Source organism: Pseudomonas sp. B6002 (genome assembly GCF_013385985.1).
GTDB lineage: Bacteria > Pseudomonadota > Gammaproteobacteria > Pseudomonadales > Pseudomonadaceae > Aquipseudomonas.
Window position 1 is genome coordinate 70,405 of record NZ_JACAOY010000002.1, and the last position, 18,960, is coordinate 89,364.

General features: G+C 64.7%; 13 protein-coding genes. 3 read left to right on the forward strand and 10 right to left on the reverse strand.

Features of this window, described 5'->3' with window-relative positions:
• The first annotated feature begins 41 nt into the window (after window positions 1-41).
• From HX792_RS01530 to HX792_RS01540, 3 genes are all read left to right on the forward strand, one after another.
• Window positions 42-962, forward strand: a complete 921-nt coding sequence (locus HX792_RS01530) for a hydrogen peroxide-inducible genes activator (protein WP_176994464.1) — start codon at window positions 42-44, stop codon at window positions 960-962.
• An 8-nt stretch (window positions 963-970) separates the two neighbouring features.
• Entirely contained in the window at window positions 971-3,046 is a 2,076-nt protein-coding gene (recG, locus tag HX792_RS01535) for an ATP-dependent DNA helicase RecG (RefSeq protein WP_176994465.1), read from the forward strand.
• Between the two features lie 148 nt (window positions 3,047-3,194).
• A complete protein-coding gene (locus HX792_RS01540) occupies window positions 3,195-4,595 on the forward strand; it encodes an aminoacyl-tRNA deacylase and HDOD domain-containing protein (RefSeq protein WP_176994466.1) in 1,401 nt (466 codons plus the stop codon).
• Between the two features lie 132 nt (window positions 4,596-4,727).
• Here HX792_RS01540 and HX792_RS01545 read toward each other — a convergent pair whose 3' ends face one another.
• The 10 genes from HX792_RS01545 to HX792_RS01590 all read right to left on the reverse strand — a co-directional run bounded on the left by HX792_RS01545 (window position 4,728) and on the right by HX792_RS01590 (window position 18,956).
• Window positions 4,728-5,102, reverse strand: a complete 375-nt coding sequence (locus HX792_RS01545; RefSeq protein WP_176994467.1) for a helicase — start codon at window positions 5,100-5,102, stop codon at window positions 4,728-4,730.
• A gap of 124 nt (window positions 5,103-5,226) precedes the next feature.
• Window positions 5,227-6,150: a type VI secretion system-associated lipoprotein TagQ gene (gene tagQ / locus HX792_RS01550; protein WP_176994468.1), complete on the reverse strand. Its 924-nt coding sequence runs from the start codon at window positions 6,148-6,150 to the stop codon at window positions 5,227-5,229.
• An 84-nt stretch (window positions 6,151-6,234) separates the two neighbouring features.
• Entirely contained in the window at window positions 6,235-7,944 is a 1,710-nt protein-coding gene (locus HX792_RS01555) for an SUMF1/EgtB/PvdO family nonheme iron enzyme (RefSeq protein ID WP_176994469.1), read from the reverse strand.
• The gene (locus HX792_RS01560) at window positions 7,937-9,121 is read right to left on the reverse strand and encodes an ABC transporter permease (protein ID WP_176994470.1); all 1,185 of its coding nucleotides are present in this window, start codon (window positions 9,119-9,121) and stop codon (window positions 7,937-7,939) included. Before HX792_RS01560 ends, HX792_RS01555 begins: the two co-directional genes overlap by 8 nt.
• The gene (locus HX792_RS01565; RefSeq protein ID WP_176994471.1) at window positions 9,121-9,825 is read right to left on the reverse strand and encodes an ABC transporter ATP-binding protein; all 705 of its coding nucleotides are present in this window, start codon (window positions 9,823-9,825) and stop codon (window positions 9,121-9,123) included. The genes HX792_RS01560 and HX792_RS01565 overlap by 1 nt, the downstream gene beginning before the upstream one ends.
• Window positions 9,825-12,803: a serine/threonine-protein kinase gene (locus tag HX792_RS01570; protein WP_176994472.1), complete on the reverse strand. Its 2,979-nt coding sequence runs from the start codon at window positions 12,801-12,803 to the stop codon at window positions 9,825-9,827. Before HX792_RS01570 ends, HX792_RS01565 begins: the two co-directional genes overlap by 1 nt.
• Entirely contained in the window at window positions 12,800-13,519 is a 720-nt protein-coding gene (locus tag HX792_RS01575) for a PP2C family serine/threonine-protein phosphatase (RefSeq protein ID WP_176994473.1), read from the reverse strand. Before HX792_RS01575 ends, HX792_RS01570 begins: the two co-directional genes overlap by 4 nt.
• Window positions 13,520-14,173 carry a type VI secretion system-associated protein TagF gene (gene tagF, locus HX792_RS01580; protein ID WP_176994474.1) on the reverse strand — a complete coding sequence of 218 codons (654 nt, stop codon included), beginning with the start codon at window positions 14,171-14,173 and terminating at the stop codon, window positions 13,520-13,522. It abuts the gene before it with no gap.
• On the reverse strand, window positions 14,170-17,670 hold the full coding sequence (tssM, locus tag HX792_RS01585; RefSeq protein WP_176994475.1) for a type VI secretion system membrane subunit TssM: 3,501 nt from the start codon (window positions 17,668-17,670) through the stop codon (window positions 14,170-14,172). The genes tagF and tssM overlap by 4 nt, the downstream gene beginning before the upstream one ends.
• Window positions 17,667-18,956, reverse strand: coding sequence for a DotU family type VI secretion system protein (locus HX792_RS01590; protein WP_176994476.1), 1,290 nt, complete (start codon window positions 18,954-18,956; stop codon window positions 17,667-17,669). Before HX792_RS01590 ends, tssM begins: the two co-directional genes overlap by 4 nt.
• Window positions 18,957-18,960 lie beyond the last annotated feature (4 nt).

The window sequence follows — 18,960 nt, forward strand, 5'->3', positions numbered from 1 at the left end:
GCAGCCGGTATGCTTGGCCCGCAACCTCATGGACGCTCGCTATGACTCTTACAGAATTACGCTACATCGTGACCCTCGCCCAAGAGCAGCACTTCGGCCACGCGGCCGAGCGTTGCCATGTCAGCCAGCCGACGCTGTCGGTGGGTGTGAAAAAGCTTGAAGACGAACTCGGTGTGCTGATTTTCGAGCGCAGCAAGAGCGCCGTGCGCCTGACTCCGGTGGGCGAAGGCATCGTTGCCCAGGCCCAGAAGGTCCTGGAGCAAGCCCAAAGCATTCGCGAACTGGCCCAGGCCGGCAAAAACCAGCTGACGGCACCGCTCAAAGTCGGCGCCATCTACACCGTCGGCCCGTACCTGTTCCCGCACCTGATCCCGCAACTGCACCGCGTTGCGCCGCAGATGCCGCTGTATATCGAAGAAAACTTCACCCACGTGCTACGCGACAAACTGCGCAACGGCGAGCTGGACGCGATCATCATCGCCCTGCCGTTCAACGAGGCGGACGTACTCACCCTGCCGCTCTACGATGAGCCGTTCTACGTGCTGATGCCGGCCACCCACCCGTGGACGCAAAAAGACACCATCGACGCCGGCCTGCTCAACGACAAGAGCCTGCTACTGCTGGGCGAAGGCCACTGCTTCCGCGACCAGGTACTGGAAGCCTGCCCGACCCTGACCAAAGGCAACGACGGCGCCAAGCACACCACCGTGGAATCCAGCTCCCTGGAAACCATCCGCCACATGGTCGCCTCCGGCCTGGGCATTTCGATCCTGCCGCTCTCGGCAGTCGACAGCCATCACTACGCCCCCGGCGTAATCGAAGTGCGCCCACTCACGCCACCCGTGCCATTCCGTACCGTGGCGATCGCCTGGCGTGCCAGCTTCCCACGGCCAAAGGCCATTGAGATCCTGGCCGACTCGATCCGCCTCTGCTCGGTGGCCAAGCCGACTGTTGCGAGCTGATTAGCCGTATGACCGAGTTGTCACAGGTGTCGGTGACGGCACTCAAGGGTGTCGGTGAAGCCATGGCCGAGAAATTGGCCAAGGTCGGCCTGGAAAACCTCCAGGACGTACTCTTCCACCTGCCCCTGCGCTATCAGGACCGCACCCGTGTGGTGCCCATCGGCCAGTTGCGCCCCGGGCAGGATGCGGTGGTCGAAGGCACCGTCAGCGGTGCCGACGTGGTGATGGGCAAGCGTCGCAGCCTGGTGGTGCGCCTGCAGGACGGTACCGGCGGCCTGAGCCTGCGCTTCTACCATTTCAGCAATGCTCAAAAGGAAGGCCTCAAGCGTGGCACCCGCGTGCGCTGCTACGGCGAAGCCCGCCCGGGCGCGTCGGGCCTGGAGATCTACCACCCGGAATACCGCGCCATCACCGGCGACGAGCCGCCGCCGGTAGACACCACCCTCACCCCGATCTACCCACTCACCGAGGGCCTGACCCAACAGCGCTTGCGCCAGTTGTGCATGCAGACCCTGACCATGCTTGGCCCGAAAAGCCTGCCCGACTGGTTGCCCCTGGAACTGGCCCGCGACTACCAGCTGGCACCCCTGGCCGATGCAATCCGCTACCTGCATCACCCTCCGGCCGACGCCGATGTCGATGAATTGGCATTGGGCCATCACTGGGCCCAGCATCGCTTGGCGTTTGAAGAGCTGCTGACTCACCAACTGTCCCAGCAACGCCTGCGTGAAAGCATGCGCTCCCTGCGCGCGCCAGCCATGCCCAAGGCCACGAAACTGCCTGCGCAATACCTGGCCAACCTCGGCTTTGCGCCAACCGGTGCCCAACAGCGGGTGGGCAATGAGATCGCCTACGACCTCAGCCAGAAAGAACCGATGTTGCGGCTGATCCAGGGCGACGTGGGCGCGGGCAAGACCGTAGTCGCCGCCCTTGCCGCCCTGCAAGCGCTCGAAGCCGGTTACCAAGTGGCGCTGATGGCGCCCACCGAGATCCTCGCCGAGCAGCACTTCATCACCTTCAAGCGCTGGCTCGAACCGCTGGGCCTGGACGTGGCGTGGCTGGCCGGCAAGCTCAAGGGCAAGAATCGCGCCGCCGCGCTGGAACAGATCGCCGGGGGCGCACCGATGGTGGTGGGCACTCACGCGCTGTTCCAGGACGAAGTGCAGTTCAAGAACCTGGCGCTGGTGATCATCGACGAACAGCACCGCTTCGGCGTGCAACAGCGCCTGGCCCTGCGCCAGAAAGGCGTGGGCGGGCGCATGAGCCCGCACCAGTTGATCATGACCGCCACGCCGATCCCGCGCACCCTGGCCATGAGCGCCTACGCCGACCTCGACACCTCGATCCTCGACGAACTGCCGCCCGGCCGTACACCGGTCAATACCGTGCTGGTCACCGACACCCGCCGCGTCGAAGTGATCGAACGCGTGCGCGGCGCCTGCGCTGAAGGCCGCCAGGCCTACTGGGTGTGCACGCTGATCGAAGAATCCGAAGAGCTGACCTGCCAGGCGGCCGAAACCACCTATGAAGACCTCACCAGCGCCCTGGGCGAGCTGAAGGTCGGGCTGATCCACGGCCGCATGAAGCCCGCCGAAAAAGCCGCAGTGATGGCCGAATTCAAGGCCGGCAACCTGCAACTGCTGGTGGCCACCACGGTGATCGAGGTGGGCGTGGACGTGCCCAATGCCAGCCTGATGATCATCGAAAACCCCGAGCGCCTGGGCCTGGCCCAACTGCACCAGCTGCGCGGCCGCGTCGGTCGGGGCAGCGCCGCCAGCCACTGCGTGCTGCTGTACCACCCACCGCTGTCACAGATCGGCCGCCAGCGCCTGGGCATCATGCGTGAAACCAACGACGGTTTTGTCATCGCCGAAAAAGACCTCGAACTGCGCGGCCCCGGCGAAATGCTCGGCACCCGCCAGACCGGCCTGCTGCAATTCAAGGTCGCCGACCTGATGCGCGACGCCGACCTGCTGCCCGCCGTTCGCGACGCCGCCCAGGCCCTGCTCGAACGCTGGCCGGATCATGTCAGCCCGCTGCTCGACCGCTGGCTGCGCCACGGCCAACAATACGGCCAGGTCTGAAATACCCTGTAGGAGCCGGCTTGCCGGCGATGGCGTCAGGTAGAACAACCGCTTCCCATAGCCAACCACGTCACAAACCACAGTTAGTCGACCAACAGTTGTATCAAGCTGGTTATACTTCGGGAACTGTAAGAAATTGGATCAGGCCATGTCAGAAGTAGCCCTCGCCACAGCCCCGCTGACCGCTCCGCCGGTTATTCGGGCTCTGCTCGCAAAGCTCGCCATCAGCTACACGGAAGTTGCCGAACAACCTGGCCTGAATCCCGCACGAAAGGTCCAGGCGGTGCTGCTGGAAGATGCCGTCGGCGCACTCATGGTGCTGTTCCCCCAGAACCAGTTGCTCGACCTCAACCGCCTCGCCGAACTCACTGGGCGCCGCCTCACCGCCGTTGCGCCGGAACGTGTCGAACGCATGCTGGGCAAACATGACCTGAGCCTGCTGCCGGGCCTGCCGGCACTGACCACCTCGCCGTGCCTGTACGAAGGCAGCCTGCTCAACGAGCCCAGCCTGCTGGTGCATTCGGGTGAAGCCGGCCTGCTGCTGGAAATCTCCAGCGACGACTTCAAGACCATGCTCACCAAGGCCAGCGCCGGTCACTTCGGCGAGCCGCTGAGCAATATCCGCCCCAACCTCGACCGCCCTAATGATGACCGCGAGGAAATCACCCAGGCGATGCAGGCGTTCACCGCCCGCCGCATCCAGCAGCGCCTGGAAGCGACCATCGAGATCCCACCGCTGGCCGACACCGCGCAAAAGATCATCAAGCTGCGGGTCGACCCCAATGCCACCATTGATGACATCACCAGCGTGGTCGAGACCGACCCCGCGCTGGCCGCGCAAGTGGTGAGCTGGGCAGCGTCGCCGTACTACGCCTCGCCGGGCAAGATTCGTTCAGTTGAGGACGCCATCGTGCGCGTGCTGGGCTTCGACCTGGTGATCAACCTGGCACTCGGCCTGGCCCTGGGCAAGACCCTGAGCCTGCCCAAGGACCACCCGCACCAGTCCACGCCCTACTGGCACCAGTCGATCTACACCGCCGCCGTGATCGAAGGCCTGACCCGCGCCATGCCGCGCGCCCAGCGCCCGGAAGCCGGCCTCACCTACCTGGCCGGCCTGCTGCACAACTTTGGCTACCTGCTGCTGGCTCACGTGTTCCCGCCGCACTTTTCGCTGATCTGCCGTCACCTGGAGGTCAACCCGCACCTGTGCCACAGCTATGTGGAACAGCACCTGCTGGGGATCAGCCGTGAGCAGATCGGCGCGTGGTTGATGCGCTACTGGGATATGCCGGACGAGCTGTCCACCGCCCTGCGCTTCCAGCACGACCCGACCTACGACGGCCAATACGCCGAGTACCCGAACCTGGTGTGCCTGGCGGTGCGCCTGCTGCGCAGCCGTGGCATCGGTTCCGGGCCGGACGAAGCCATCCCCGACGCCATGCTTGAGCGCCTGGGGTTGAGCCGTGAAAAGGCTGAGGAAGTGGTGGGTAAAGTGTTGGATGCAGAAGTGCTGTTGCGCGAGCTGGCGTCCCAGTTCAGCCAGGGCTGACTCTTGAGCCAGTTAGACCGCTATCGCAGGCAAGCCAGCTCCCACAGTTGACGGCATTCCAACGTTGGAACCCGGTCAACTGTGGGAGCTGGCTTGCCTGCGATGAATACCTCTCGGTCTACCTGAAAAACCCTACTTCTTTTTCTTCGGCTTCAGATACTTGGTCAACCCCTGGAACCAGATCACCAGCGCCGGGTTGCCCTTGATCTGGATCGTCTTGTCCTGAATCCCCGTCATGAACGCCAATTGCTTGTTCTTCGCCTGCATCGTGGCGAAGCCGAAGGCGGCATCCTTGAACGCAATGGCGAACGCCGGCGAGGGGTGAACACCCGAGCGGCTGGTAATGCGCTGGTCTTTGACGATGAAGTGACGGGCAACCTTGCCGTCGAGGGTCTGCAACTGGAACGCCAGGTCTTTGTCACCCAACTGTTGCTGGAAGGCGGGATTGGTGCGGCTGGCTTTGCCCATCATCAGGCCCAGCACCCACAGGAGAAGACGAAATTTCATGCACACGGCCTCGGTGTAATTATTGAGTGGCCGCAGCAGTGTAACGATTTGTCCGGGGAACGCCACCGATCTCGCGCTTTAGCAGGAGATCGGCTGGCGTTTAACGCTTATAGCAACATGTTACTTAAACGTTAGGGCAAGGCACCGGCGCCCAGTCGGCCAGGTTTGGATCGCGGCAGGTGCCTTCGATCTGCGCTTTACCGGCGCTGGCCACTTGCTTGCTTTCAGCTTGCTTGGCCTGCACGGTCTGGATGCTCTTCTCGGTGGTCACCGCTTCTTTCGGCACGGTGGGCAGTGGCGGCTTCTTCGCAGGCTTCACGGCTTTCTTGCCCTTGGCCGGCGCAACCGGTGGCGTGGTGTCGGCTTGGGCCACGGTCACCACATCGGTACGCTGCACACCCACTTGCTGCAGGTCTTTCTCGTAGGCCTGGGTGTAGTTGTTCAGGTCTTCGCTGGCTTTGCCGTTGACCGCGACGATCAGGTCATTGGACTCTTTCAGGCCCGCGACGATTTCCGCCAGGCGCTTGCGGCCTTCAGTGTCGTTGACGGTCTTGGCCTTGCGGTCATTGACCAGCTTGGTGAATGCGCTCTGGTAGCACTGCTGCGACGCACGGGCGTAGGCGGTGCTGCGGTCGATGTCCGACGCGCTTTTGTTGAAGTCGGTGGAGTAGGACGCGATGCGCTGGTTGTCATCGCTGATCTGCTTCTGACGCTCGGTGTAGTAACCGGCAGCACCACCGGCCAAGGCGCCGCCCGCCGCACCGATGGCGGCGTTGCGGCCACGCTTGTCAGAGTCGCCGGTCAGGGCGCCCAGCAATGCACCACCCGCCGCACCCAGCGCCGCGCCGGTGACGACCGACTTGGTCATGTCCGAATCGGTGGCACGCAAGTGCTGCACGGGCTCGTAGCAGTTAGGGTAGTACTCGACCTTGGTGCTCGACGCGACCTTGGAGGTCGGCGACGTGGCGCAACCGGTCAGCACGGTGCTGAAGCCGGCCGCGATCAGCAGCAAGTGACGCTTGGAAACCGCCTTACGGGAAAAAAGCATAGGTGTGTTCTCTTTTAAGTTTGACTTGCCCAGCACGGCCCACCGCCGCCTGAGTCCCTTCCAAGCTCGCCATACAGCCAGCGATCATCGCTGTCCGCTCGCTGCGAGCAATTCCTTCAAGATCGTTGCCGGGTCGGCCCGCTGTTGCTTGCGGTAATTGCCGACATGGCGAACGAACAGTGTTGCGCGCGTCACCAGGCTCTTGCCGAGCACTGGCTTGCGATCCAACTCTTCCTTGATCCGTTGAAACTGCGCCTGGATCACCGCATCGGTGTAACGCGTGCCGGTGGCCAGGTTGTCGATATAGATCGCCACCGCGCCATCCAGCGCGCTGCGGCCGTTGTCGATGGCCGTGGCAAACAGCTGCGCGCTGGCCTCGTCCTTGTTGTCCAGGGCCTGCTGGCGGCTCTTCTGCAGGTTGGCCAGGCGAATGTTGTAGTTGCTGATGGTTTCGGCCACCAACGCGGCCGACTGGATCAGGTTGCCCGCCGCTTCTTCGCGCTGCTGGGCGATCAGCGAGACGTTGCGCTTGAGCTCTTCGTTGACCAGCCCCAGCTCGGCTTGCAGCTTGGGGTCGACACTGGCGGCGATGATGCTGTCCAGGCGCTTGGTCGGGTCCTGGGCGTCGTCGATCGCGTCGGTCAGCGAGGCCAGGCGGCCCTCTTTCTGCCACTGGGCGAACAGCTCCTTGTAGCGCGAACGCGGCGCCGACAGCGCACCAATCGCCACGCGGAAACCGGTGGTCTCGTTGCTTTGCTCGGTGCCATCGGCGGCGAACAGCGGGTACTCGCGGCGCATGCCGGTGAACAACGTGCCCTCGCCTTCCAGGTAGTTGCCGCCCTTGACCACAAAGCCGCCGTAGGTGCCCTGACGGCGACCGGCGTGGACCAGCTGGAAGGATTCCTGGACCATTTCTGCGGCGTTGCCGATCACATCAAACATACCGATGGGGTTGGGCAACTTGGTGCCGATGGGCATCAGGCGAGCAGCCTGGCCGGTGCCACCGGCAACCTGGTTGAACACCGCGTAATCGGCCAGCGGGCCGTCGGTTTCACTGCCCTCGGCGCGGCGAGGAAACAGGCGCCCTTCCAGGTCCTGGCGACTCACCGCCTGGCCACCGCGTGCGGCGAACTCCCATTCCACTTCGGTGGGCAGGCGCACAAAGCCCAGGCCGCCGTCTTCGGCAGAGGAACCACGCCCGCTCACGGGCAGCAGGTCGCGGTGGTATTTCATCAGCCAGGCGCTGTACACCGCCGAGAAGCGCTCGGCTTCGAAGCGCGACAGCTTCACCTTGGGCAAACGTGCCGCCATGCCCGTCGGCGCATCACACGCCGGGGCCGGCTCGCCGCTGGCCAGGGACTGCGCCTGGGACATCACTTGCGCGTACTGGCGCGTGGTCACTTCGTACTTGCCGATGAAGTAGAGCATCGGCTTGAGCGGGGTCTTCGCGTCGGTCTTGGGCATCAACGGCGCGATGACTTTGTTCCAGTCCTTGGGCAGGTCCTTGAGGGTGAATTGGCCGTTGATGAAGTCGCGGCGGTAGCCGGAAATGAACGACTGCTGATAACCCGCCTCGCCTTCGGCAAAGGGGTAGCCGAGGCTGATCTCGCGGTCATCCAGGGTGCCCTGGGCCAGCACGTAGGCGTAGCGGAACAGCATGTTGCCGTCGCACGGCAGCGGCAGGCTGACGTCGCCTTCCAACGGCTTGGGGTTGTCCAGCTTGTCGCTCGCCTCATCGGCCCAGGCCATCGAGGCCAGGCTCAGCGCCACACAGGCGCCCAGTAACTTATACATCTCTGATTCCTTCAGAAGCCTGGATACGCGCCACTCGCCAACCCCCACAGGCCGCCGCCACGGCGCTTACGCCCAGGACAGCAACCAGGGCCAGGCCGTAATGACGCGCCAGCAGGTGGCTGGCGTATTCGCCCGGCACCTGCACAAAGAGTTGATTCAAACCCGCCTCGGCCACGCCATACAGCGCGGCACTGAGCACGGCGGCGGCACCTGCGCTGTACAGCGCCTGCACCACCACAAACAGCAACAGCCCACCGGTGGAAAACCCCAACAGGCGCAACACCGACAATTCCCGCCGCTTGCGCGCCACGGCAGCCAACGCCCCGGCGAAGATCGCCGCAAACGCCCCCACCCACGCCACTCCGGCAATCACCCAGAACACAATCGACAGGTTGCGGCTCAACGACTGCACCTGCGCGATGGTCTGCGCCTGGGTCGAGACCAACAGGTTCTGCCCGGCAAAAAACACCCGCAGCGGCTCCACATCGCTGAGGGTACGGGCGTACAAGCGAAACGCCGGGTACACCCGCTGCTCATTCGCGCCAGCCGCCTCACCGTCCCAACCCAGCGCCGGCACTGCACGGCCGTCGCGATAATCTTCCGCCGCTTCCAGCAAGCCCAGGTCGGCAAACAAACCGTCTCGGGCGAAAGCTTCCAGCGGCAACACTGCCAGCACTTGCAAGCGTGTGCGCCGGGCTTCGACGCGACCCGCCACTTGCCGGGCAAAGCTTGCGTCCAACCAATCGCCAGGCCGTGCCGCCAGCTTTTCAGCGGCGGTGTGGCTCAGCACAATCTGCTCCAGCCCCTTGGGCATCGGCAGGCCGTTCAATAACGGGTCACCCGCGGCCGTCGGCAGCATTTCCAGGGTCAAGGTGCCCACCTGCGCGGTCGCCGCAATCTGCCGCGTACGCGGTACGGCAAACGCCACATCACCACGCTCGCCAAGCTGCTGGATAAATGCGCTGCTGAATCGACCACCGCCCAACGGAATAATTTCACGGGTGGCGGGGTCGGTCTCCAAACGTTCGGTCAAACTGCTAACCAGTCCAAACTTCAGGCCGAATAACACCAGCAGCGGCGCGATCACCGCCACCAGCGCCAGCACTGAACAGGCCGACAACCAGGCGTCATTGCGATAGTCCTGCCAGGCCAGCGACGCCACCAGACCGATACGCATCAGCACGCCTCCCCGAGGGTCGCCGTAACGCCGCCGTCGGTATCACGACGGCAACTGATGCGCCTTACCTGCAAGCCACTGGCACGGGCCAGAGGTTCGTCATGGGTGGCGATCACACAGGCGGCACGGTGCTCGCGGGCCTGGGCCAGCAGCGCCTGCATCACCCGTTCTGCGTTCAGCGGATCGAGGGAGGCGGTTGGCTCATCGGCCAACACCAATTGCGGTGCATGGGCCAAGGCGCGGGCACAGCTCACGCGCTGGCGTTGGCCCACCGACAGGGCGGCGGGTTTCTTGGCCAATTGGTCGCTGATCTCCAACTGCTCGGCCAGGCGCGTCACGCTGCCGTCGTCCTTCAAGCCCAGCAGTTGGCGCGACAACGCAATATTGCTGCGCACATCGAGAAAGCCCAGCAAGCCACCGGTTTGCAGCACATACCCGAGGTGCTGGCTGCGCAAGGCGGCCAACGTGGTTTGCTGATCACCGCGCCACAACCCGGCGATGTCGTGCTGATGGAATTCAAACTGCCCGACCTGATCGGGCGCCAACACCAGCGCCAGCAAATCCAGCAAAGTGCTCTTGCCGCAACCGCTGGGGCCAACGATTGCCAATTGCTCGCCCGCACGCAGCGCCAGCGCCGGGATCACCAGGCTATAGCGCTGGCTACCGACGCCTCGGCTCTTGTGCACCGCGCTCAGACTCAACATCACGGCAACGTCGACAACGGCACGCGGTACAACGCATCGCCCGGCTCGGCATCGCCGAAACGGACCCAGTTGGCCACGTCATTGTGGAAGGTTTCGTAGAGGCGGATTTTCGAATCCAGCTCATCGATAAAGTCTTCCTGCTCGGCCACGCTCAACGACAACCACAGGTCCTGGGTCATGTTCAACGACTTGCTGCGGTACGGCAGGCCTTCCAGGTATTCGCCGAGGATGCCACCGTCGGCCAGGTTGCCGCCCTTGCGCAAAGCTTGTGGGTCACGGCTCATGTAGGCCGAGGCGCTGGCGATTTCCTGGAAGAAATCCTTGGGGGAAGTCTGAGTCTTGCGCGCGGCATCGACGATCAGTTTCAGCGACTGCTGCAAGTCGTTGAGCTGCAACTTGGTGAGCATCACGCACACCTGGAACGCCGGCAGCGCCGGGTTGGTGAGGTCACGGTCGGCGGTCCAGGCGCTGACCAGCTGCGGCGCCTGGCTCGCAGTCTTGCGACCGAGGAAGTCCATGTGCATCGCATAACCCACCGCCGCCGACTTGTCCGCCAGGCTCGGCGCACTGCTCAGCAACGGCACCGGTTGCGGCGTGTTGCTGCGCACCTGGTGCACGAGGTTGGCGAACACGCTGCCGATCTCATCCACGCGCTCACCCAGCTTGTGTACATCGCCACCCGGCACCGGCGTGTACAGGTCGCCGATCTGCGGGTTGGCGTCGGCCGTAAGGATGCGGTACTGGCTCTCGGCGCCGGCGTGGGTTTTCTTGCCGGCATCGGTGCGCAAGTGCAGGGCGTAGATCTTGATCTGCTTGCCCAGTGCCGCCTGGCGCACCTCGGCTTCGTTCATCTGGGTGGCGGCAAACGGGTCGTTCTTGCGCAACGCACCCGCATCGGTGACCAAAAGGATGATGCGCCCGCCGTAGCCGGACCAGTCCATGCCATCCACTGCCTGCATCACACCGGCGAAGGCATCTTCGTTGAAGGAATGGCTGGACACGGTCGACGCCTTGACCTGACGCGCCATGTCGAGGAAGCGTTGCGGGTCGCGGCCCTGATCGAGGGTGATCAAGGTCTTGGCCACATACTCAAGGCCCGGGGTTTTCTTCGTGCTGTTACGGAACCCCACCAAGCCAAAACTCACGCTGTCCAGCTCGCCGCGCTCGGCGATGCGGGTTTGCAGCTCGTGCACCACGTCGCGCACCTGGTCAATGTACGGCTGCATCGACACGGTGGTGTCCACCACCAGCACCACGGCAGTCCGGAAGGCGTCGGCGTTGGCGCTGATCACCGGCGTAGCGGGCTTGGCCGCCGCGCTGCCGGGGTCGATGGACGCCACATTGAGCAGCTGCACCGGCTGGCCGTTTTCGTCGAAGCTCTCTTTGGAATCGAAGATCGGCAACAGGTAGAACTGGTTCTGCGGCACCGCGCTGGCCGTGGGTTCCAGGGCCAGCACCTGGCCGTTGTCGTCACTGTTTTTCTGCGCCTTGGCCAATACGCCTTTGGCGGCTGCCGGGTCAGCCAGCAGCTTTTCCACCTCAGCGGATTGGCGCAGGAACATCACCGGTGCCCGGCCCGAGCGTTCGGTGAACTTGAGCACCAGGCTCTGCTTCCAGTCACTGACCTGGGCCGCAGGCAGCCAGCCATCGCTGCGCCCATCGGTGGCGGCACCGACGCGTACCCACGGGCTGCCGTCGACGTCTTTGCGCTGGTAGACATACAGCACGGAAAACGCCGGCAACGCCTTGCCCGGCGCACTGCCCGCCTCGGCCGAAAGTTTGGTCCCCGGCTTGCTCAGGACCCGCTGGAACAAGGTCTTCTTGCCCGCCATTAGCAACGGGCGCTGACCGCCATCCACTTCGGCCACCGCTGGCGCAGGCGGTGGTGTGACCGTCGGCACCACGGCAGCCGGTGGCTTGGCGGCAGGTGTATCGCTGCCACTCAACCACCAGTAACTGGCCCCACCGATGGCCAATGCAACCGCCACCGCAACAGCGGCCAGTGCCAACACCGGCCCTCGCCGCTGTTCACTGTGTTGGGTGGGCGGCACCACTGGCTGGCGCACCGGCTGGGGTTTATCAGTGGGGATCTCGATGGACTCTGGCGTGATGCCGGCCAGGTCGAAACTGACTGGGGTCGGAACGGGAATCGGCAACGGCCGCACCAGCGTTGCTTCCGGCGAATCCACCGGCAGTTGATCCAACGCACGCAGCAAGGCCGCCGCATCCGGAAAGCGTTCTGCCGGGTCCTTGGCCAACAGCTTGCGCAGCACGTCCTGATAACGGCCGTGGTGCACCGGCAATTCCGGCAGGGGTTCGGTCAGGTGCGCCAGCGCGGTGGAAAGCGCATCGGTGCCGGTGTACGGCAGCTTGCCCACCAGGATTTCGTAGAGCACCACGCCCAACGCGTACAGGTCGGCGCGGCCATCGATCTCCTGGCCCCGCGCCTGTTCCGGGCTCATGTAGCTCGGCGTGCCCACGGCAAACCCGGCCTGGGTGAACTGGGTGCGGTCGTCCAGGGACTTGGCAATGCCGAAGTCCGACAACACCGCCGTGCCATCGGCGCGGAACAGGATGTTTGCCGGCTTCACGTCGCGATGCACCAAGCCTTGGGCGTGGGCATAACCCAGTGCCGAGGCGATCTGGCGGATCAGCGTCACGCCCTGCTCCGGGGTCATGCCGGCGGCAATGCGCTCCTTGAGCGTACCGTTGGGCAGGTACTCCATGGCCATGTAATACAGCTCACCGACATTGCCGATGTCATGGATGGTCACGGTGTGCGGGTGGGACAGACGCGCCAGGGTCTTGCCCTCGCGTAAAAAGCGTTCGCAGAAGGTCGGATCCGCCGCCAGGGCCGCCGCCATCACTTTCAGCGCCACCTTGCGCTCCAGCGAGCGCTGGGTCGCCAGGTACACGCTGGCCATGGCGCCTTCGCCGATCTCGCCGTCGATGTCATAACCCGGGATCACGATGTTCATGGCGAGACCTTCACGACAATGGCGGTGATGTTGTCCGGTGCGCCCCGGTTAAGCCCCAGGTGCACCAGGCTGCGCACGATTTCGTCGGGGGCGTCGTGGCTCAGCACTTCGCGGATTTCATGGTCTTCGACGGTCTTGTTCAGGCCATCGCTGCACAACAGGTAGCTGTCACCGGGGGCGATCAGCAGGTCGGTCACGGCCAGGTCCAGCTGTGCCTCCACCCCGATGGCGCGGGTGACGATGTTGGCGCGCGGGTGTACGCGGGCGTCGGCTTCGCTGAGCAGGCCGCTGTCTTGCAGGTCCTGCACGTAGCTGTGATCACGGGAGACGCCTTCCAGCACGCCATCGCGCAGGCGGTACAAGCGGCTGTCGCCGGCCCACAGGCACACGCCTCGCAGGCCACGCGCCGCCAGCACCACGACGGTGCTGCCCATCAGGCTCACGCCACGGTTGGCGGTTTCTTCGCGCACGGCGGCGTTGATGCGGACCAGGTCGTTGCGCAGGGCGGCCGAGTACTCGTCCAGGGAACGCCCCACCGGCACGCCGCGCAGGCTGTCGACGATCAGGCTGCTGACATAGTCGCCTGCCGCATGCCCGCCCATGCCGTCGGCCACCACCCACAGGCGGTTCTCCGGCAGGTCCAGGCACGCGTCTTCGTTGACCTGGCGGACCATGCCCACATGGCTTTTGCTCGCGGATTTGAACGTCGACCCCATCTACACCACACCTTCTTGTCCGAGCAAAAACTGCGCAAAATCGCCGGCGGCAGGCAGGCCCTGACACCGTAATAAACCAGGGGAAATCTGTTGCGAACCGCGGCCCCACCACAGGCTCGCCCCTTCGCAGGCCTGTTCGGCCAGCGCGGCCAGGCGCCCGTGGGGCACGGTGGCGGCCACCCGTTGCAGGCCGGCGAAACGGCTGTCCACCGCGCGGGGTTCACTGCCCGGCAGGCCCAGGTTGTCGACGCCCTCGTTGAAACTTTCGAAGGTCGCGCCCGCGTCCAGCGTGCTCAGCAGCAGTTCTTCAGCTTGCTCGAACCAGGTGTCCGGCCCGCCGACCAGGGATGCAGGGTTGGTGTCGTGATCGAGCAACATGACCACCGCCAGCGGAAAATAACGCCCGACCCGGTCAATACTCGGCATCACCACACCCGCTGCGGCGTCCGGCCCGCACACGCCCGGCGCCAGCACAAAACGCCACAGCGGGCTGACCAGGTAGGTGTTGAGCCAGTCACCGCCGAGGCTGTTCTGGCTGGCGAGCAAACCTGCGGCCAGCCAGCTGTCCCACGGGCCGATAAAGCTCTGGGGCAAGGCGCGGCTGACAAAGTCACCCCGGCTGGCCAACTTGCCGTAGAAACCCAACGTCGTCATAGCCGCTCCGGCAGGCTGAAACCGCTGAGCACCCGGCTCTTGAACGGGTTGAACGCGCTGTTGGCGCGCAACTCGTAGGCGATGCTCGCCCCGTCGACCCGCAGGCGCAGGTTGAAGCGGTCCGGCGAGTTGCCGGCCGTAAGGTCCGATTGCTCCAGCAGGCGGAACCAGGCCCACGGCCCGTCCAGGGTCACGCCGGAACGGCCACTGGCCGACGGCGGCATGATGGAAATCCGCACCACACCAATGCTGCCGGGGTTCGGCCATTGCATGGCCACCGGGCGGCTGGGGCCGTGGTCGTAGCTCAATTGCTGGCCGTCCAGATCCAGCAGGAACTGGGTGATGGTCGGGTCCATCGACACCGGCTTGAGTTCAAAACGCACAATGGGCTGGGTGCCCCCAGCGCGGAAAAACGCATCCCGGATCGCCGCCGCACGCTGGAAGGTTTGCAGCACGCCCGGGGCAATCCCGAGCTTCTGCGCCGCGCCCGGCTGCCAGCGCCAGGTCTGGGCGGAGGTGTCCACGTAAGGCTGCAGGTATTTGCGGAAGTAGTTGTCCATCACCCCGCCCACCCCGAAGAACTGGCCGAAGTCATCCAGGGTGGCATCCCGCGCACTGCCCGGCGCCATCGGGTAACGCCCGGCCAGGGACTGGCGATACACGTTGACCACTTCGCTGACCCACGCCGCGTTCAACTGGTTACGCACCCCGCCCATCATGGTGTTGGTGGTGGAGTTGACCACCGACTTGACCATGCCTTGCACCAGCGGTGGCTGACGCTCGGCATTCAGGCTGACCCGCGTGGCCGCAGCCGCCGCCTGGTTCTTCGCCTCGCCGAGCAAGGCGTCGCCACTGGCACCGACCATGGCACTGACCTGCACGTACAGCGCATTCATGTCGGACAGCAAGCCATCGATGGCCGCTGGCTCACCTTCGTTTTTGCTGACGATGCTGTTGAGCTCGGCAAAGTGCGCGGTCACCGGATCATCCGCAGCAGCGGGCGCGCTGGCCGCCGGTTGCTCCTGGCCGAGCAGGCTGCCCAGGCGCTCTTTGAGCTTGTCCACGCCGCCTTCTACCGGCACACCTTTGGCGGCCAGTTGGCGTTCTTCGGCTTGCAGGTCGGTTTCCTTGGCCACCGCCACCAGCAGTTTTTTCAGCGGCGAGGTCGGGCCGGAGATCACCCGCAGCACGTCGGCCGCCTGGGCCACGCTGGTGATCGGCACAAAGTCGATGTCTGCCAGCAGCGCGTCCCACTGACGCTGATAGTCCTGGAAGTACAAACGGCGCACATCACCGGCCAGGCTCACCACGTTTTGCTGATCCGCCTGTTCGCGGCCCAGCACCCATTGCTCTTCGGCCAGGGTGCCGGTCTGGTTCAGGCTGCTGAGCAAGAACGCCTGGCGGTAGCCCTTGGCGGTGAAGAAACCACTCAACGGCTCGCCCAACGGCTTGCCGCTTTTGCGGCTGAACACCAGCGCCGCGTCACGGCCAGCGGCTTCGTTAATGCGAAAGTCCGGGATGCCTTCCGGCAGCTTCTGACGCTTGACCCTGTCATACACACGCTGCGCCACCGGCAGTTGTTGCAGTTGCCGGCGCAAGTCGTCGATCAAGCGTGGGTCCAGGCGCGCACTTGGCGGGTGGCGTTCGAACAGCGCCTGCAAATGCCCGCTCAGGGCCTGGCGCTGATCGGCCGGCAGGTCGCGTGGCAGGTTGCGGTCCCAGTCGAGGGCGATCCAGGCCTTGATGAAGTCCGGGTCGTAATGCTCGCTGTCGGCCAGCATCAGGTAGGCCTTGAGGCCTTCGTAGAGGAAGTCGGAATTGCCGCCGCCATGCAGTTGCTCTTCGATGCGCGTCACCAAACGTGGCGCGAACACCGCGATCAACAGCTTGCGGTAGACACTGGCCGACTCGGCTTCGAGCATGTCGCCCTGATACAGCCCCAGCCCTTCGGACCAGCTCGGCGAATCCCCCGCCAAGTGCTTCACCGCGTTGAGCAATGGCAGCACGGCGAGGACTTCGCGCTGCGCCGGGCTCAGGCTCTGTACCGCCTGCCCCAGCGGCGCGACCTTCTGGTCAACCTGGGCGATGTAGGCCTGGTTGGCGCGATAACTCACCCACCACAGGCCACTGACCACCACGACCACCGCCACGGTGGCCGCCAGCACGCCACGCGCAATCCACTTGCGTCGACGTTCGACCTTGGGGTTCACGCCCACCAACCCGCGTTCGGCAAACGCCACGGCGGTGAAGAGCTTTTCGATGAAGTAACTGCGCCCGGTGCCGCTCTGGCGCGCCAGTTGTTGGCGGTCCAGGTTCATGCTCTGGGCCATGGCGCCGATCAGGCGATCAATCGGGCTGCCCTCCTGGGTGCCGCTGGTGAAATACACACCGCGCAGCAACACGCGCTCTTCAAAGGCATTGGGTTTGAACACGCCTTCGAGGAAGCTTTGCAGGCAATCTTTCAACGCGCCGAACTGCTGCGGGAAACCGTAGATCAGGTCGCGGCGCGCCGGGTCGCGCTCCTGTTGCAAGCGCTCCACCAGGCGTTCGTTGAGGCGCTGTTCCAGCCCGGCGAATTCGCTTTGCAGGTGCGCCAGCGGGCTGTCGCTGTTTTTGCCGTCGTCCAGGGCAAAGGTCATGCCCCACACCTGGGCGCGGTCTTCCTTGCTCAGGTTGTCGAAGAACTCCATGAAGCCCGGCACCAGGTCGAGCTTGGTCAGCATCAGGTAGATCGGGAAGCGTACGCCCAGTTGGGTGTACAGCTCCTGGATACGCAGGCGGATGGCGGCCGCGTGGGCGGCACGTTCCGCGTCGGTGCCCAGCAGCAAATCCGACAGGCTGATGGCGATAAACGCGCCATCGATGGGGCGGCGCGAACGCTGCTTTTTCAGCAGGTCAAGAAAGCCCAGCCACGCGGCCTTGTCCACCGTGGAGTTGCTGTCCTGGGTGGTGTAGCGGCCCGCCGTGTCGAGCAGAACCGCTTGGTCGGTGAACCACCAATCGCAGTTGCGCGTACCGCCAACGCCGCGCACGGCACCCGCGCCCAACTGGGCCGCCAATGGGAAATGCAAGCCAGAGTTGACCAGCGCGGTGGTCTTGCCCGAACCCGGTGGGCCGATGATCACGTACCACGGCAGCTCGTAGAGGTTGCGGCGTTCATCGCCACCCAGCTTGGCCTTTTTCAGCAGCGCCAGGGCCTCGTCCATGCGCTGGCGCAGGGTGGAAAGTTCTTCGGCGGTGGCGACACTGTTGGGGTCGGCCGGGGTTTCGGCGGCCAGGCTGCGCATCACTTCGGCAGCCTGGCGACGGGCCTGGATGATGCGGAACACGCGGTAGGCGATCCACACCGCGAACACCAGGATGATCAGCGCCCAGCGGCGGCCTTCCGGTACCAAGGCATCGAGCAACGGCCCGACAAACCAGATGATCAGGCTCAAGGCGATCAAGCCCAGCACCGGGATCACCCAGCGAATCATGAAACTGAAAAACGCCTTCACTCGACGCCCTCCGCCAATACAGTGATTTCAACCCGACGATTGCGGGCGCGGCCTTCGGCTGTGCTGTTGGTGGCCACAGGCTCCGTGTCGCTGCGGCCTTCGGCGCTGAAGCGCTCGGCCTGGCCAGTCTTGGCCGCCAGGATCTCCAGCACCGACTTGGCCCGCGCTTCCGACAGCGCCCAGTTGGACGGGAAGCGCAACGTGGCAATCGGCCGGTTGTCGCTGTGCCCGGTGACACGCACCTGGCCCTTCACTTTGCGAATGGCGTCAGCGATGCGCAGCATCAGCGGCTGGTAGTCATCGACAATGCTGGAACTGGCGGACGCAAACAGCTCGTCGCCCCGGATGGTCACCACCGAACGGTCCACGGCATCTTCCACGGCCACGCGGCCGGCCTTGATGTCTTCCACCAGGAAGCCCGCCAGGCGGGGTCGCTCAATCACCTTGGGCTGCGCCACCGGGCGGTCTATGGCTTGCACCGGGATCTCGCCCAGGGCATGGATATTCTTGAACACCGGCTCCGCGTCGGACGCCAGCTTGAGGCGCAGGCCGAACAGCAATGCCAGCAACAGCGCAACGCCGATGGCCACCGCGATCCATGGCGGCATGAATTGCGCCAGGCGATCGCGGGCCACGGTCACACCGCGCCAGTGCGGCGACAGTTCGCGCTCGTGTTCGCCACGGGCGCTGCGAATCGCAGCGGCGGTACGTTCGCGCAACGCTTCCAGCTGGCTACGACCGTCGTTCATCACGCGGTAGCGGCCTTCGAAACCCAGGCACATGCACAGGTACAACAGCTCCAGCAGGTACAGGCGTTCCCGTGGGCTTTGCAGGCAGTGGTCGAGCAACTGGAAGACCTTTTCGCCGCCCCAGGCCTCGTTGTGCACGGTGATCAACAGGCTCTGCTTGCCCCAATCGCTGGTGCTGCCCCACGGCGTGCTCAACACCGCTTCATCCAGGGCAGTGCACAACGCGTAGCGCGCCAACAGCACTTCATTGCGCGCAATACCGGCGGCTTCGGCGCGCTCTTCGAACTGGCGCAGGTACGCCAGCAACTGCGCACGCAAGCTGGCGGGCGCCGGGTGGGCGATGGTGTTGCGCAGACGCGTCAGCAGCGCCAGCAACGGGCCAGCCGCGCTTTCCAGCGGGTTGAGGCCCTGGCTCTTGCCGGTGAGCATCGGCGCGGCCGGCATCGACAAAGGCGCGGGTTCGGCACGCGCAGGTTCTGGCGCACGGCCACCCGGGCGCGGCATGAACTGGGTGCGGTCGTCATCATTGGGATGCATCGCG